The following is a 17,622-nucleotide window of genomic DNA, read 5'->3' on the forward strand; positions in this document are numbered from 1 at the left end:
CGTATGAATCGTCAACCAATTGATGTGTTATTTGCTATTTCAGATACCGGCGGCGGTCATCGCAGTGCTGCGGTGGCGATTAGTGCCGCGCTTGAACAGTTGTCGGGTGGTGAGATTACATGGGCCATCGAAGATCTCTTGCAGGCGACCAATGTGCCCGGTATTCGGAGTGCACCCGGTATCTACGACCAGCTTTCCACCCGTTGGCTGAAGTTGTACAATGTTTCGTTTCAGTTGACCAACTCGCGTTCGACGGTAGGGTTTTTGTCGCGGATCGTGTATCTGATTGCCCGCCAAAATCTCGAACGCCTGCTCGTCGAACGCCACCCACGCTTGGTGATCGTCACCCATCCCCTTGTCCATCGTCTTGTCTGTGCCGCTCGCCGTCGCCACAATGCGTTTCGCGTAGTAACTGTCGTGACCGATTTGGTCACGCTCCACGCCGCCTGGAGTTATCCCAGCGTGGATTTGGCGTTGACCCCCACCGATGAAGCATATCACCTGATGCGCAAGCGTGGCATGAAGCCGAGTCAGTTGCAGCGCTGCGGCTTCCCGGTCCATCCGAAGTTTGCCGCCGAAAATCGTGATGCTCCCACTGCTCGCCGCGATTTGGGGTTCGATCCCGATCGCTTTACTGTCTTGCTAACCGCCGGTGGTGTCGGCGCCGGTCGTCTTGGTCAATTGGTTCATTCCCTTGAACAACAGCTCCCTGATAAGCAGCTCCTCGTTGTGACCGGTAAAAATCGCGCGCTCTACGAGGATTTGCGGCGTGGGCCACGTTTGCCGCATACCCATGTGTTCGGTTTCGTTAATAACATGGAAGAATTGATGGCCGCAAGTGATGTGGTGGTGACGAAGGCCGGCCCTGGTACGCTGATGGAGGCGTTGGTGATGCGTAAGCCGGTGATTGTCACTGAAGCGGTTGGGATTCAAGAACACGGTAATATTGATTTTGTGCTGAACTACGAGCTTGGGTTCTTCTGTCCGACGACCGAGCGGATCGTCGCCGCTATTACTAGTCTCGAAGACCCAGCCCGCTATGCTGCGACGGTCGAACGGCTCAAGCATGCCGTCCCTCGTGACGGAGCGATGCAGATTGCACGGGTTATTCATCAGCAGTTAAGCTTGCGACCGGTACGGTAACGGTATATGTCATCCGCGTTGCAACAAGCGGGTTAGGAGTTCGTGAACCAGAGGTTGCCCGCGTAACTGCTGCCGCCAATTGGTGGGAATGCCTTCGATCCCGTAACGGATCCCGGCAATCCCGCCGGCAACGCACGCCGTCGTGTCGGTGTCGTAGCCAAGGGCGATAGCGAGCCGAACAACGTGAGCGTAGTCGCTGCCTTGCGCTACGACCCACCGCGCCGAACGGAGTGTGTCGACGACATACCCCTTGCTCTCCCCTGGTACGAGTTTGTCGGGTTCGATATGGGTTTCTAGTTCGATCCGCGCTTGCCCGTTACCGTAGATGTCGCGCAGCCGCTTGGTAGCGGTGTTCCACGCATCACCGTCGCCCGCTAATTCGTAGCGCGCCCATAGGCAGTAGAGGGCGCAACAGATTTGTGACCGGAGATGACCATGGGTGGGCAGTGATTGCAGATGCGCATCGGCGACCAACTCGCGGTCATGACCACGATGCCATAACGCCAGCGGCAAGACTCGCATCAGCGCGCCATTGCCGTTGTCAAACTCGCCCGCCGGCCCGGCGCGGTATGGCGATACACCGTTCTGCAACGTCCGTATCGCGCGCCGCGTTTGCGAACCTACGTCAAAGACGATTCCGTCAGGTGTGTAGGCTCCCTGCTCGTACCACGCCTGTATCTTGCGGGCAAAATCGTTCAGATCAAGCCGGTCGCACGTCAGTAACGAATCGAGGAGGGCCAACGCCAGCGCTCCATCGTCCGACCACGTTCCCACCGGGATCGTTGGATGACTGCGTGCAAATCCATCCGGCGGCTGTAGATCGATCGCTGTGATCGGTGGCAATGCTTCCGGTGGATGAAATTCGTATGGCACACCTATGGCATCGCCGATGAGCAGACCGAATAACCCACCTGCAATCCGATCATGCCGATTCATTGCGGTTGCATCCTTACATCACCGGCCATCCCCCGCCCACCTGGTACGGGCGACTCGGTGGGTCGCCCCAAGCCGTCGCGTGTTCTCACACGATGCCAACTGCCCGCTCCTGCTTACCCGCGTGCCTGTTCCAGCGTATCGGTAGTCGTGCCTTGCGCGTCGAGCGCTGCTGCAATCCGTTCGCCCGCTCCAACACCGCTAGCCCACGTCTTCGGGACACCGATCCCACCGCGGTAACTACCGGTCAGTTGCAATGTTGGACGCCGCTGTTCGAGCCGTTCGAGGGTTGCGATCCGCTCACGATGACCGATCGTGTATTGTGCAATTGCGTGGCGCCAGCGCGTGACGTGGGTCAGCAGTGGTTGGCCCCGAATACCCAACACTTCTTGATTGTCACGGATGGCCGATTCGATCAGCGCCTCTTCGCTCTGTTCAGCAACTTCTGGCCGGATCGCACCACCCGACAACGTGATCGTTAAGACACGGTCAGGCGGGGCCACGTGTGGGAAGAGGCTAGACGCCCATAAAATCCCCAAAAACTGCCGACGTTCGCTTGAAGGAGCCAAAACCCCAAATCCGTTCAGTTCGTGCGAGAGCTGATCGCGGCGAAAACCGAGGTGAACGACGGATACCGGTGCATATGGGATGCTGCGGAGCGCGCTCGCTGCCGCCGGATCAAGCGCTTCAACGAGTTCGGCGGCGACGTAGGCCGGTGTTGCGATGATCACACTGCGCGTCGTGATCGTCTCAAGACGGCCTGTTCCATCAACCGTCACTTCCCAATACGTGCCGAGATCACGCAGGCCGACAGCCCTACGCCCTGTCCAGACATTGCCGGCGCCAAGGGCGCGGGCGATAGCTCGCGGCCAATCGGCTAATCCGCCTTGAAAACTGAAGGTTCGACTCCGCATCTTGGGTTCGCTGATGAGTGTTTTTTGCTTCGGACGCTTGAGCATCCCGCGCACGATACTCCCGCCGCGCTGCGCCGCTTCCCAGAGCGAGGGGAAGACTGCCGCCGCCGACAGTTGATTGGGATCGCCGGCGTAGACTCCGGCCACAAACGGATCGAGCAAGTGAGCAACTGCTTCATGGCCGATCCGTCGGCTGAAGAAAGCGGCAACACTCTCTTCACCGGTAGGTGTACCGATATTGACAAATGGTTCGCCCAGCACACGCAATTTACCGCGCCACGAGAGCAAACGGGTCGTGATCAGTCCTACCGGCGACGACGGAATCTCTATCGGCGTGCCGTTGATCAAAATGTATCGTCGTCTGCCACACCGTGCTGCCGGTCTGATCCGATCATGCAGACCGAGATCGATCAACTCCTGCCACAGACGCACGTCATTCGTCCCAATCGTATTTGGCCCGCAGTCGAGTGTGAAACCTTCGGGCGTGGTAATGCTGTGGATCACGCCGCCGACCCGATTGGCAGCTTCGATCACCAACACGCGGTACCCTCGTTTATAGAGGGTATAGGCTGCCGCCAACCCGCCAATACCACCCCCGATCACGACACTGTCGTAGTTTGCCATCATCGTCGTGACTCCTCATACTGTGCTCGAAAAGAGTGGCCGTGTCGTTGTCTGCTGGAGATAGCGATCCAACTCCATTGCCAAATTACGGACAAAAAACCGTCCACGTTCGGTTACCCGCAAGCGGTGTGATTCAACCTCGATCAAGCCATCATCGGCGTATGCAGCGATTCGCTCGATTTCGGCAGGAAAAACATCACCAAGACGTTGACCTGTTGGAGGTAGTTTCAGATCAAACGGTACTTCGAGGTTGCACATCAGATGCATGATCGCCTTCCGCCGCATCAGATCATCATCGCTCAGCCGCATACCGCGCGTGATCGGTAACCGTCCGGCGTCAATTGCGCGCTGGTAATGGCCGAGGTGCGCATCATTTTGGGCATACCGACCGGCCAAATCACCGATAGCACTCATACCGAACCCGATCTGGTGTGGCGCAGGTAAAACGGTATACCCCATAAAATTGCGTTGCAACCGTCGCTCGCGGGCTGCGATTGCCAGTTCATCATCGGCCAACGCAAAGTGATCCATACCGATCCAGTCGTATCCAACTGCGGTAAGCGTATCAATTGCTTGCCGGAAAAGCTGGAACTTCTCGTAACCGGTCGGCAGTTGACGAGCATCGACCCGTTTCTGATTCGGGCGCGCTTGCGGTAAGTGCGCATAGCTAAAACAGGCAATGCGGTCGGGGCGTAAATCAATGATCGCCTGTAATGTCGTGGCAAAGCTTGTTGGTGTCTGATACGGTAGCCCGTACACGAGGTCGATGTTGATACTGGTGAATCCGGCATCTCGGGCAGCATAGACGACCGTTTGGGTCTGGTTGAGTGGTTGGATGCGCCCGATAGCCACTTGCACGTTGTGCGCAATGTCTTGTACCCCAAAACTGATCCGGTTAAACCCTAATTCGCGGAAGAGAAAGATTTGCTCGCGACTGCCGATGCGCGGATCAACTTCTAACGCTACCTCTGCCGCCGGATCAATGGTAAAGACGGTGTGCAAGAGTTTCATCAGGCGTCGACTCTGCGCTTCGTTCAAGAAATTGGGCGTGCCACCACCCCAGTGCAATTGTACCACCTGCCGCCCTGTACCTAACGTCGCCGTGACCAATTCGAGTTCGCGCTCTAGCCGGTCGAGGTAGTGATCGACGACATCTGTCCGTTTGGTTGCAGTGGCATTGCATCCGCAATAGGCGCATCGTTCGGCACAGAAGGGTAGATGGACATAGACGCTGATGGGGTCGGTCGTGGTGGCGACTTCGCAGAGGGCTGCTAGGTAATCCTCGGCGGTAAAATCGCTCTGCCAATGGGGAACGGTCGGGTAGCTGGTGTAGCGCGGGCCGGGACGGTTGTAGCGGTCGATCGTTGCGCGGGTGATCTCGACAGTCATAACAGCCCCTTTTGCCTATGGATCGGTGTAGTTCTGTTTGCAAACTACGCGAACATGAAAAGACTTTGCTCGTGAACTCTAGAGTAAAAGCGCATGATCGACTCTGATTGTAGCATGATAGTCAATCATTTGATGATTTGAGTAAATAGTTGCTGCTACCTGTTAAAAGTCAGTTTAGCTCGTACCAATGCGATCTACGATGGTTTGTCTTGTTGCAAGAGTTGCGAAAGCGTAACCATCAATGACTAATTTTTTTCGTTGTCTGCTATCGGTCTGCATTTTACCGTAATTCTCATGCTATACTGAGACGCCGCATCTGGCGGTATCGTGGATGAAGTGGTATTGGGTATGAACCGTTCGCAACATCGACCGATTAGGCTGAGCGCATTGCGCTGTATTGCTTACGAAGTAGCGCTCAACGGTTGGCGAATTCTGCGCCGGACCGTTAACGATTTTAGCCTCTGGCGATTGATCGAATATCCGTGGGCGACCAAGGCACTCGATGTTCGTCGTGGTGACTTGGTCGTTGATATTGGATCGGGTACCTCCTCGTTTCCCCATATGTTGGCCAAAGAAGGGGTAGATGTGGTGGTGCTTGAGCTTGATCCGGATCGGGTGCGGTGGCAGCAGGCCAAACGTGCGGCAACGGCGCGCCCCGGCGATGGCCGGTTTTTTCCGATTGTTGCCAGCGCTGCGGCGATGCCGTTTCGATCCGATTCGGTGGCCCGGATCGCTGCCGTCTCGACTCTCGAACATATCCCTGATGATGAGGCGGTTGGTCGTGAAATTGGCCGGGTGTTAGCCCCAAATGGTATTGCCGTGATTACTATTCCGTATACCAGCGGTGAGCGTACCGGCTTCTTCGAGGGGATTCGACGCTTCAAGCGGGTGGCCCGCAACGCTTTCGTCCAAGAGGGAAAGCCTGGTTCGTTTTTTCGCTTCTACAACGATGCGGATATTCAACGGGTGTATGTCCAACCCGCTGGATTGCAGATCAGTCCGTTGTGTGGGTTTGGTCGCTCAATCCTCAATTGGCGTTATCACGAGACGAAGTTAACCCGCTTTTGGCGCACGTTTATCCTGAAAGATTTGTTGTTGGCCTGGATTGTTCATCCGCTTGAAGAGCGGTTTGATCGTACCGATCCGCTCTATGTTATGTTTACCCTACGCAAGCCTGCCTCAACTACGCCCGTTTCCTGATGAGGGGTGAGCATGGTAGCATGCGCCAATCAGATTTGCGTGCAATCGGGAACAAAATGATGCCGATCAGCGTCTTCATCATGGCACGGTATATTCAATCATGGGATCTAGCATGCGCCTTCTATATATTTTGCCGCGCTATGATCAGGCGGCAATGGGTAACCGTATTCATACCGAGATTATTCTTGCGTGGCGCTCGATGGGGATTGATGCGGAGGTGCTGAGTTTCACCACCGATCGGCGTTCCCCCTCTCGTACTGTCGAAGACGGGATCGTCGTTCATCGGTTGCCATCGGGTGGTACCTTACCGATACGGTTCGCGAACCGCGCGTTAGCTACGATCTTTCCCTATCCCTATCTCGCAGCCGCTATCGCTGGGTTACGGCAGTTCTTTGCTACCGCTCCCCCGTTTGATCTCTGCCACATCGAGACAGCTTTCCCCCTAGGTTTTGCTGCGGTAGTGGCCCCTCGCCACTCCCCTCCATTAGCGGTTACCCTGCCCGGTGCCGATGTGATGGCCGAGCCAGAGTACGATTACGGCTATGCCCGTTTTCCGGCCGTGCGCGCGATCTTGCCCCTCGTTTTTCGCCGTGCGTTGGTGATCCGTGCTGATGCGCCTCAGATTCGGGAATTGGCGATTGCGCGGGGTGCGTCACCAACGAAGGTAACCGCGATCCCGTATAACATTACGGTTGATAGCTTTCCACCGCCCGATGTATCGCTTGCTGAATTTCGGAGTCGTAGTCGGGCGGCGGTGGTCGCTCGTCATCAGCTCGATCCGCACCGCCCGATTATTCTGAGCCTCAATCGGTTGCATCCGTTCAAGGGCATCGCCTTTCTGGTTGAGGCAATCCCGACCCTGCGTGCGGCAGGGTTGGCCCCTCAGATTGTGATCGTTGGCCCGAACCGTTCGACACCACGCTTCGGTGATTATGGTGCATTGTTGTGTCGTCGCGCTGCCGAATTGGGAGCGGCAGCCGACGTGGTGTTGACCGGGGCTATTCCCCACCACGAAGCGCTGACCTATTTGGCTGCCGCTGATGTGGCGGTGGTGCCCTCGGTGGCCGAGTCGTTCAGTCGGGTTGTGATTGAAGCCTGTGCCGCCGGAACACCGCCGGTCGTTACCCGCACGACCGGCGCGAGTGCGTATGTGGCGGCAGCCCAAGCCGGTATGGTGGTCGAACCGCGTTCTGGTCCGGCAATTGGTACGGCCATCGCCGCCTTGCTTCACGACCCGACAACGTGGCGTGCGTATAGTGCGCGAGCGGTTGCTTTGTCCCGTCAATTCACGTCACAGCGGATTGCTGCCGATCTTGCGCAGACTTACCACGCCGCGCTGCGTGGTGGACCACTGCCGGCACCGATAGCAATCGGCCAATGATCGCCTATGTTGGATAGTGATGTAAGGAGGAATGTGTATGGCCCGACATATGAAACTTACGCCTCTCATCGCAATTGCTGCAGTCACGATTGCCGTGGCGGTTGCCTTGCTCATGACCCTCCGTCCCGGTCAAGCCGAAGAAGGTGGCCCGATTTTGCAGTATCCACCCGAACCACCGGCGCCGACCGTCGGCCCGAACCCGACCGTTCCCGCCGGCTTGGCCGCCGGCCCACGGTTTGTCGCCGATTTCGCGACCACCGATAGTCTGGCGGCGTGGACGTTGGTCGACCTCGATTTCGTTATCGCCGGCGATGAAGGCAACTGGCTGATCGACAACGGGCGGTTGCGCCAGAACTTTGCCGGTGAACTGCGCAACAGTGCCCTCACCCAAGTTGCGGCCCTCGCGCCCGTCACGGTCGGCGATGGGGTTGTGCGGGTGAGCTTCTACGATGAGTTCAACGGGATTGCCGGGCTGGTGGCGCGCTATCAGGGGGAGGTGGGCTACGAAGCGAGCTACTACCGGGTCCGCCTGCTCAAGAACGAGTACGCAGCGACGCCGAAGTACGCGCTGGAGAAGGTGGTCGAAGGCGTGGTCACGCCATTAGCGACGGTGGAGGGGCCGGGGTTTGCGCCACGGCAGTGGCATGTGGTTGAGTTCGAGCTGCGCGGGGGCGCGCTGACGGTGCGGTTCAACGGCAAGGTGCTGCTGCAGGCGGAGGACGCCCAGCCGCTGCCGGCCGGTCGGGTGGGGGTCTATACCCGTGCCCTCGGTGGGATCATGTTTGATGACGTTATCGTTGCTCCCTAAGTTGGCAGGAGGAAAGAGATCCATGTCACCAATCATACGCACCACGGTTGTGCTGATGATGCTCTTCGCAGTGGGTATCACGACGGCACCGGCGGCGATACCGCTTGCCGCCCAATCCGGTCCGCAGTTGATGGTCGAGACGGTGCTCCCCAACAGTTTCAATACCAAATTGCCACAGGCAGCAATAGCCGGTGATCAAGTCTATCTGTTCGGCATCCCCGAATCGAGTGTTGCCTCGGAAGGCAAAGCCCGGGTCTGGGGGAAAAACGAAAGGGACTCCAGCTTTAGCCTACCGGCGACGCTGGGGACAACGACGCGCACGAAGATTAATTCCGAATATGTGAACGGAGCGATTGCTACCGCTCCGAACGGTGAGGTGTATGCACTCTGGATCGATCAGGAGGCAAAGATTGTACGAGTGCGCAAGCGAGATACCGCCGGCAATTGGGGGCCGGTCTTTGAAGTGAACCGTACTGTCGTTTTCCCGGTCCGTCCGGCGTTGGCCGTCGTCAACGGCGGACCGCAGAACGGTCGTTTGATCGCCGTCTGGCGTGATGATTCGGCACCGAATGCCAACAATGAGGGTATCTACTACACCTATTCCGATACCGGTGGTGCAACATGGGCGCCGGTAACCCGTGCCTTTGGTCAGAAATCCTATAAGGCCGTGGTCCAATTGGCCACCGGTACAAACGGTGAAGTGGTCCTCACCTTTACGCGTGATGCCCCGCGTCCGATGCATATCTCGGTGGCGTTGTGGATGGGGAGCGGGTTTAGTGCGCCGGTCGATGTGAATGTTGGTGACGGCGAGCAGTATGTCGATAGCAGTGTGGCTATCGCCAATGGCCGGATATACGTCGGCTATCGCCATGTGGATAACGGTATTTTTTATGCCGAAAAACCGCTTGCCAATCTGTTCGATAATCAACCGTGGCCACGATCACGCCTCCTCGGTGAGAAGGGCGATGGACAAGTATCAGTCAGTGCCGATCCGTATGGCAACCTCCATTTTTCGTGGATCCGTACGCCTGCGGGAGGACGCTCTCAGAACCGGCTCGGCTATGCGGTACGGTTGGCCAATGGAACCTTCCTTGGCCCGATCGAGTCGGCCACCAGCGGATCGTTGTTTAATACATGGGGCGTCAGTAGTGCGAACAGCGGGTTCTATATGCATGTCGCGCACGAGATGTTCGATGGTGGTTTTCCATACTTGCGCTATGCTCTCTTCAAAGCTCCCGGCTCGCCGTTTGGGTCACCACCACTCATCGAAGGTGGTGCGAGTCGGGTTGGTGGCGATGGTCGCACGTCGATCAGGGTAACCTTCCCCGGTTTAGAAGCGACACCACAGAATGTCAGTGTCCGCTGGCGCTGGGGTGCGCCACCCACCGATACGGAGAATGATTCGGGCGGCTGGGTCGTGCTGGCTCCCAATGCCACAGCGAGTACCGAGCTAACCGTCCCGATTCCGGCGGCATTCCTGAATAGCAACGACTGTACCCCCCGCACCCTCTATACGCAATTGCGGCGTAATCCGGATAACATCATCGAAAGCCGAGAGCAGAGTGCATCGGTTATTATCGATACCTCTGTTGCTGCGCGGGTCGAGGTCCAGAATCCGCTTCTGTACGATACCTCTAGTTGGTATGCAAGCAACTTCACCGTGCGTGATCTTGATCCCGGTAGTACGCCCCTGCCCCAAGTGATGCTGCGAGTGATCGATGATAGGGATTGTTCGCAGATCACGCGCGTTCGGGTGGCAAATTCGTCTGCGGCATTAGCGGTCAACACCGATCTCGATGTCGATGACGAGTTGACGGCAATTGTGCCGCTGCCCGGCTTCACCTTCATCCCACCGTCACCCGATGGTTACTATCCGGTTGTGGTGCGGGTCTACGATGCGCTGGGCAATTCCAAGACTATCACCAAGACGATCCGATTAGATCGCGTATCACCGCAGCTTTCGTTGAGTGGGAGCGAGGTCATTACCGTCACCGACTCGCCAATGGGTGATATACTTCAAGACATTACGTTCGATCTCTCAACGGCGACCCTCGTTGAAGCGAACGGTATCATCGGCGTCCTCATTGCGGTCAGTCCGAATGCCGTGACCAACCCGGCTACGGCATCAACCTTACAATGGATTGCCGTACCGGTGGATTACAACGGTGGCCAATTTACCGTGTCATCGTGGAGTGTGGCCAATGCTCCTGGCGTCACGATGGCGACGACGAGTGTGGCCGAGCAGACGTTCTATCTCTACATCCGGCTCATCGACCGGGCGGGGAATATTGGCGATACCATTCTCGAAACGACGGCGACCAGCACCCTCTCACCGGTGCGTACCTTCCTCCCCCTCACCCTAAAGTGATCGGACTGAACAGTCCTTCTCTGCTCACCACTGCTTCGGTACGACCGGAGTAGTGGTGAGTCAGAACCACACCTCTCTCCTCCACCCCCTTACCACACCGTTCTTATATATGCGTCAAACCCGACCATAGGTTCGCAAAAGTTTTGCAAAAATGGTACCGTTTTTAGGACTTTTTACCTGTATCCTAAGACTACCAAGGTAGCCGGCGACGTTGTACAATCGGTAAGCAAGTATGAGAGAAAGGAATCGGCAATGCAGCCTCGACGACCACAGTTGCTTGGTTTTGCTCTATTCTGCATACTCTTGGGCTTGGGCGGCGCTATCTGGCTTTCGCTGCGACCGAGTCAAGCTGAAGAAGGTGGCCCGATTTTGCAGTATCCACCCGAACCACCGGCGCCGACCGTCGGCCCGAACCCGACCGTTCCCGCCGGCTTGGCCGCCGGCCCACGGTTTGTCGCCGATTTCGCGACCGCCGATAGTCTGGCGGCGTGGACGTTGGTCGACCTCGATTTCGTTATCGCCGGCGATGAAGGCAACTGGCTGATCGACAACGGGCGGTTGCGCCAGAACTTTGCCGGTGAACTGCGCAACAGTGCCCTCACCCAAGTTGCGGCCCTCGCGCCCGTCACGGTCGGCGATGGGGTTGTGCGGGTGAGCTTCTACGATGAGTTCAACGGGATTGCCGGGCTGGTGGCGCGCTATCAGGGGGAGGTGGGCTACGAAGCGAGCTACTACCGGGTCCGCCTGCTCAAGAACGAGTACGCAGCGACGCCGAAGTACGCGCTGGAGAAGGTGGTCGAAGGCGTGGTCACGCCATTAGCGACGGTGGAGGGGCCGGGGTTTGCGCCACGGCAGTGGCATGTGGTTGAGTTCGAGCTGCGCGGGGGCGCGCTGACGGTGCGGTTCAACGGCAAGGTGCTGCTGCAGGCGGAGGACGCCCAGCCGCTGCCGGCCGGTCGGGTGGGGGTCTATACCCGTGCCCTCGGTGGGATCATGTTTGATGACGTTATCGTTGCTCCTTAGATACGAGCATTGTCTATCGTCTCCGCATCCTAGTCACTGAACGAATAAGGAGAAGACCGTATGGCGCGCAGTATCTCCGTGAGTACCGCCATTATGCTACTGATCATAACCCTCCTGGTGAGCCTCTTTCCCCATCATTCCCAAGCTCAAGAAGGTGCTGCCTTCGTGCGTGAAATCGATCTGGTTGCCAGTAATACGAAATACCCGCAACTCGCGGTGAACGCCAACGGAGTCTACGTGAGTGCAACCGACGGTATCTCTGCGACCGAGCGAGGTATGGTGAAGCTGTGGGTGAAGGGTGAAGAAGATGCTGCTTTTCCCGCCCCGCTCCAGCTTGGCACCGTTGAAGCCGGTATTGCCCAAGATTGGGTGCAAACCGCCGTTGCAACCGCACCGACGGGTGAGGTGTACGTGTTGTGGATTGATCAAAAGGCCAAGAGAATTCATCTGCGCCGACGCGAGCCGGGTGGCAACTGGCATCCGGCTACGTTTGAAGTGATACGGATGAGTAGTGATAGCTTTGCCGTCGAGCCGGCCCTGGCCGTGCGCAGCAACGGTCAGCTCATTGCCGCATGGCGTGACGGTAAGAACATCAATTTCGCCTTTTCCAATGACCGTGGCGCAACATGGTCACCGGTAGGAATGATTACCGCGGTCGCTGCCTACAAGTCGCAAACGGCATTAGCTGCCGGTCCCAACGGCGAGGTGGCCATTACCTTTACCCGCGACACCCCGCGTCCCCTCCACGTGATGGTCGCTCTCTGGAACGGTACGTCGTTCAATACCCCGATTGATGTCAACGGCAGCACATCGGCCGTCTTTGCCGATGCCAGTGTTTCCTTCAGTCCAGATCCCGCTCCGAATACCCGCATTGTCGTGGCATTTCGTGGCGCCGATGATGGCATCTTTATCGCCGAAAAGCCGGTAACCGCCATAGGCAGTCCGTGGTCGGCGGTGCAAATCATCGGTGGCAAAGGTGATGGTCGGGTATCCGTCGACTACGATCGGCTTGGTAATCTGCACCTTACATGGATTAGACAAGGGGCGCGCGACAATCGCAATGCCAATCAATTGTTTTACACCGCTCGCCCAGTGGGGCAAGGGTTCTTGCCGGTGGTTAGTGCACCAACCGTTGCCCCAGTGTTTAACGCTTGGGGGAAAGCCCGCGCCGGCAGTCGCGCATATATGCATGTCGCACACGAGATCTTTCAGGGTACCCTACCGAAGCCGCGCTACGTCCTTTTCCGCGCGCCAGGTGGTTTGCCTGATTCGCCACCACTCATCGAAAATGGAGCTCCCATCGTTGGTGGCGTGGGCAGAAATACCGTGAATATCACCTTCCCCAATCTCTCGACGACGAACCTTCCCGATCAGGTGCGCTGGCGGTGGGGTGCACCGCCGACCGATACCGAGAACGACTCGGGTGGTTGGCAACCGTTTACCCCGACCGGCCCAACCAGCGTCTTGACGGTTCCGATCCCGGCGACATTGCAGACCGACATCGGCTGTGTGGAACGTGTCTTGTACACACAGCTCCGTCGCTCGACCGACGGTTTGGTCGGTCAGGTTGAGGCTGATGGTGTGATCATCGATACATCCGTATTGGGTGGTATCTTGATTGCCAATCCCTTCTCCCGCTGGAAGACTTCACCGTTTACCTCGGTGACGCTTGCCGATCTGATCGGTGAGGGCGGCGCGAGCGATGGTCACTCCAATTATACCCGCGTGCCGGCGCTCTTCGTCGAAGCACGTAGTCTCGGTGATTGTAGCGGGTTACAACGTTTTGCCCTTGCTCCCAACACGGCAACGTTGAACAGCGTGAATAATCTGGCGATTAGCAATGGTCGGTTTGCCAACGTGTTACCCTATCCCGGTACCATCGGTGAAGGCCCAATGCCGGTGGTCGTGCAAATGCGAGATGCCCTTGGCAATACGATGCAGGTCGTTCGCACCTTGACCTACGATGTCACACCGCCGGTGCTGAACGGTGGTACGCTTCAAGCACTCGCCATCCCTGCTGCGCCAACGATCTTGGTCGAGCTCCAATTTAGCAGCCTCAGTGTGACCGATAACCTTTATCCTGGTCGTGGGTTTTGGGGAGTCTGGTTAGCCAATAGTCGAACAACCGTGGCCGATCCGGCGAACGATCCCAATCTCGTGTGGATACCGGTCGAAGCACCGGGAGATACCGGTACTTTTCGTATCGTCTGGAGTCTGGCAAGTGGGTTGCCGGAAGCGCAACTCACACCGGGAGACTATTACGTCTATGCCCGGGTGCTTGATGGAGCCGGTAATCCGAGTGCAGCGGTGTTACCGGTGGCCTCGATCACGTTAGAGCAAGTTACTCTACCGACGGTGTTTCTACCGCTACTGAACCGGTAGTGCTATATTCGGTGCCGGCGGTGGCGTAAGGCGGTTTAGAGCAGTAGGTATCATACAGTAGCTTCCGGTCGGGATAGCACACGTGGTATTCCAACCGGAAGCGAATAACTTATGCCGATGGATCACCATGCCACACGACCTTGCCCGTTAGTGATCGGCGTTGAGCCTGTGGCCAATCATTGCGGGCTGAGCGACCGACGTAGAAAAAGCCAAGCAGGCGGGTTGGCGGGGTAAAACCGACGACTTCGGCAACATGAGGGTGAATCGCACAGGCACCGCTCGTCCATTTACCCGCCAATCGAAATGCACTCGCCATGAGATGCATGTTGTGTACAGCACAACCGACGGCGATCAATTCTTCCCACTCTGGCCGTTTGGGGTTTGGGTGCATCCCGATAGCAATCCAAACCGGTGCTTTCCAGACTCGTCGGCGTTGAACTTCTTCCCCGGCGCTATTAGCAGGTTGGTCTGGATTCAGTAATCGGTATGCGGTGGCAAAAGCCTCACCGAGGGTTTGCCGCGCTGAACCGCTGTATACGCTAAAACGCCACGGTTCGGTTTGACCGTGGCTGGGTGCCCAATTAGCCGCTTCGAGCAAGGTTGTTACGGTCTGAAAATCGAGTGGATCGGGTGCGATGTCGGTCAAGGCAAAACTTCGGCGTGTGGCAATGAGATTATACAGGTGTTGAGGATCGACTGGATCATCAATAGGGGGTGGTGAAACGATCATGGTTTCGGCGTCCAATCGGTCGCTAGCTTGCTGCATCAATTCAATCAATCGCGATCGTAGTTGTTCGGCTTGGCGAAGCGGTGGATGGAATGGAATCCACACCGATGCTGTTTGGCCGTGTCCACTAACGTGGAGTTCCATCCCGTCGGCTTGGAGCACGGTCAAGCAGGCCGTCTGCGCCCAAGATATACCTGCTAATCCGCGGGCATACATCAGCACTACGTCGGCGTGGTCACTATTCATGTGTTCAATGGCCTTTGCTGCCAAGGCAGCAATTGGATCTTGATCGGTGATCATAGTAGTTCCTCGGGTAATTCATTGACTTACGTATCGTTTCATTTCTCGATGTAGCAAACGCGGTAACCTACCTCGCCGCTGTGTATCGATATTGTTCGCGCCGCTGCATATATTCGGCGAGATAGTAACTGCCGATAACAAAAACGGCCGCTGCTAGTTGTAGACCGATCCCTTCCCACGTTGGGTAGAGGCCAAACCAGAAACCGCTCCAGTACGGTAGTTCGAGCTGGCGAATTGGGTGGATCGGTAGCCAACCAATGACTTGTAAGATATTGACGGTATGCCCGACCATTTGCAGGAGAACCGCTCCGATCAGAATACCGGTCACGATCAACATCTTTTTGTGTGGCAATTTAGCTTGCATCACAAAGACGGCCACTCCGACTAAGCTAGTTAATGCTAGCCCTAAACCGACACCGAGCAAGACAATGGTGACGGTTCCTTCAAGTGTAAGTGCCTGTAAGAATAGTACCGTCTCAAACCCCTCACGGTAAATACTGGCAAATCCAAGGGCAATGAGACCAAACCATTGTCCAGTTTGCTGGCCCAAAATCTGCTTTTTCTGCTGATGGAATGATGACATCCAATCCTTCCAATAGATATCGTGGAAAAACCAATTGGTAATCAGAAGAAGGACGGCAATTGCGATCAATGATACAATGGCTTCCAGCGTTTCACCGAAACGGGCCATTGCCATTAATGCACCTTGGGCAAGGAACCATGTTAACATTGTCGCGAAGAGCGCCAATCCGGCGCCAATCCAGAGCGGTCGCCGCAATCGGCGTTGAGCCGCCGTTTTGAAACTACCCATTAGTGAAGCTAAGATCAGTACAGCTTCGAGCCCTTCACGAAAGACAATTACGGCCGCATTGGTAATAATAGCCGGTGGCGCATTGCTGCCGGCTAAGGCTTGTTCGGCCTCGCTAAGTACTTGATCCAGTGCCTCCCTCGTGGCGGCAATCTCAGTTGACGATGCGCGCTGTTCGATCAGATAGGCCAATCCTTTGTGATCGTGTTGTCCGTACCAGAAATAGTTCTCAATGATCGGTTTGTATTGGGGAGCAAACGCGATCAGCTTGGCCTCAGGTCCGATCTCCATCATCGCATAAGCCTCAAGACGGGCCGATTCGGCTAGTTCGTATTCACCGGCACGAACGGCATGCTCCATCTGATCGAGGATCGAGCGGATTACATCAAAATCGGCGCTATTATCTTGCTTCTGCCATTCCGGTGGTAAGAGAGTGTAGAGATCGGTGATGAGGTTCTCGGTAGCCGCACGAATCATTGCCGGATCGGCCACAGTTTGCCGATTACCGGTTTGTGCTAATACGGTGCCTAATTCAGTAAACTGGGTCATCACCTTGGCGGTGAGTGTTGGATTGCGCTGCTCCAGGAGATCGTGCAAGTCGGTAAAGGCGGCTAATGCCCCAGCGTGAAAGGTTATGGCTTCACGAATTTCCAGATCAACGGTGACTTGCCCGTTGCGTACTCCTCGTTCGTATTCAATCGGGACGAGTTTCAAGAATCGCAATAACTGGCTGCTGCGCCGAACTCTTTCAGTAGCGCTGAGCGGGGCAGCACGAAACCCGCTCAACATCGCGTGGGCCTGTATTAGCCAATAATCGATTGGCCGACCGGTGAGGGCAGCACGTTCGAGTTCGCTAAACACGTGTTGTGTAGTAGTAGCGGCCTCATTTCCACGTTGGGTAGCGTAAGCAGGGGTGATAATCGCAAAGTAGCCGGTTGCTAGACTGGCTGCTTCAGCCCGTCGGATGGCAAAACCCTGTTCGTCGACTGCTGCCAAGGTCGTTAACGCTTCATACAGGCGTGCTTGATAGGTATCGAGTAGGTCGGCCTCTACCGCAGCGAGTGCTTCTACGGGTGCTATCATACCGGCTGTTGCGGCGAGTACTGCTTTGGTTGCATCGGCATTTGGACGGGTAAAGCGATTAGCATGGCGGAATTCGCGCACGGCTAGCCATTGTTGGGCAGTAGCGGGATCACCAGCTCGTAGTGATTCGGTGACGATAGTATAACTGCCTTTCAGCAGTGCAGTCCAAATTCGAGTCCGGGCAGCTGCAAACAGTAGTTGGTCAGACGTTACCGATGCTTGCCGGGCCAGCGCGAAGCCGTCTTTGATCGCAGAGTCGATGTCTGGTGCGTATCGGATAATCGATGGCGCCAGCATGCTGTATTCTTGCTGCAGGTAATCGATAGTCTGCTGGGTTGTTGTTGGATCGGACAGACCGGCGATTTGCAGCGTAACCAATGTAGCTCGAATGTGTTCAGCGAGTTGACCCGGTGCAACAGTCTGAGCAGAGCTATCGGTTGCACTGAGGTGGCATCCAATGGTGATGAGAAGCAGGGTAATCAAACCGGATCGCACAATACGATGATGGATACAGCGATTCATATGCTACTCCCTAGTAG

Annotated in this window: 12 protein-coding genes; 7 read left to right on the forward strand and 5 right to left on the reverse strand. The window is 56.5% G+C overall.

Translation table 11 applies throughout. The annotated features are described in order from the left end of the window. The first annotated feature begins 3 nt into the window (after positions 1-3). The gene (locus tag ACP5OT_RS13205) at positions 4-1,143 is read left to right on the forward strand and encodes an MGDG synthase family glycosyltransferase (protein WP_424677070.1); all 1,140 of its coding nucleotides are present in this window, start codon (positions 4-6) and stop codon (positions 1,141-1,143) included. A gap of 9 nt (positions 1,144-1,152) precedes the next feature. Here ACP5OT_RS13205 and ACP5OT_RS13210 read toward each other — a convergent pair whose 3' ends face one another. From ACP5OT_RS13210 to hemN, 3 genes are all read right to left on the reverse strand, one after another. After that, positions 1,153-2,079: an ADP-ribosylglycohydrolase family protein gene (locus ACP5OT_RS13210; protein WP_424677071.1), complete on the reverse strand. Its 927-nt coding sequence runs from the start codon at positions 2,077-2,079 to the stop codon at positions 1,153-1,155. A gap of 113 nt (positions 2,080-2,192) precedes the next feature. After that, complete coding sequence (hemG, locus tag ACP5OT_RS13215) at positions 2,193-3,617, reverse strand: protoporphyrinogen oxidase (RefSeq protein ID WP_424677072.1); 1,425 nt, start codon at positions 3,615-3,617, stop codon at positions 2,193-2,195. 12 nt (positions 3,618-3,629) lie between these two features. Further along, entirely contained in the window at positions 3,630-5,003 is a 1,374-nt protein-coding gene (hemN, locus tag ACP5OT_RS13220) for an oxygen-independent coproporphyrinogen III oxidase (protein WP_424677073.1), read from the reverse strand. Between the two features lie 348 nt (positions 5,004-5,351). On the opposite strand from hemN, the gene ACP5OT_RS13225 reads away from it, so the two are divergent. The 6 genes from ACP5OT_RS13225 (at position 5,352) to ACP5OT_RS13250 (ending at position 14,165) form a co-directional block, all read left to right on the forward strand. Beyond that, positions 5,352-6,203, forward strand: coding sequence for a class I SAM-dependent methyltransferase (locus tag ACP5OT_RS13225; protein ID WP_428113045.1), 852 nt, complete (start codon positions 5,352-5,354; stop codon positions 6,201-6,203). A 112-nt stretch (positions 6,204-6,315) separates the two neighbouring features. Continuing rightward, positions 6,316-7,584 carry a glycosyltransferase family 4 protein gene (locus ACP5OT_RS13230; RefSeq protein ID WP_424677075.1) on the forward strand — a complete coding sequence of 423 codons (1,269 nt, stop codon included), beginning with the start codon at positions 6,316-6,318 and terminating at the stop codon, positions 7,582-7,584. 37 nt (positions 7,585-7,621) lie between these two features. Beyond that, complete coding sequence (locus tag ACP5OT_RS13235; RefSeq protein ID WP_428132371.1) at positions 7,622-8,392, forward strand: hypothetical protein; 771 nt, start codon at positions 7,622-7,624, stop codon at positions 8,390-8,392. 22 nt (positions 8,393-8,414) lie between these two features. After that, on the forward strand, positions 8,415-10,760 hold the full coding sequence (locus tag ACP5OT_RS13240) for a sialidase family protein (RefSeq protein ID WP_428132373.1): 2,346 nt from the start codon (positions 8,415-8,417) through the stop codon (positions 10,758-10,760). A 252-nt stretch (positions 10,761-11,012) separates the two neighbouring features. After that, a complete protein-coding gene (locus ACP5OT_RS13245; RefSeq protein WP_424677565.1) occupies positions 11,013-11,783 on the forward strand; it encodes a hypothetical protein in 771 nt (256 codons plus the stop codon). 60 nt (positions 11,784-11,843) lie between these two features. After that, positions 11,844-14,165 (forward strand): exo-alpha-sialidase, encoded by a 2,322-nt coding sequence (locus tag ACP5OT_RS13250; protein ID WP_428132375.1) that lies wholly within the window; start codon positions 11,844-11,846, stop codon positions 14,163-14,165. A gap of 109 nt (positions 14,166-14,274) precedes the next feature. Here the strand turns inward: ACP5OT_RS13250 and ACP5OT_RS13255 are convergent, their stop codons facing one another. Then, positions 14,275-15,192, reverse strand: coding sequence for a nitroreductase family protein (locus ACP5OT_RS13255; protein ID WP_428132377.1), 918 nt, complete (start codon positions 15,190-15,192; stop codon positions 14,275-14,277). 67 nt (positions 15,193-15,259) lie between these two features. After that, a complete protein-coding gene (locus tag ACP5OT_RS13260) occupies positions 15,260-17,605 on the reverse strand; it encodes an FTR1 family iron permease (RefSeq protein ID WP_428132379.1) in 2,346 nt (781 codons plus the stop codon). Positions 17,606-17,622 lie beyond the last annotated feature (17 nt).

Origin of the sequence: Chloroflexus sp. (assembly GCF_049970315.1) — a bacterium.
GTDB lineage: Bacteria > Chloroflexota > Chloroflexia > Chloroflexales > Chloroflexaceae > Chloroflexus.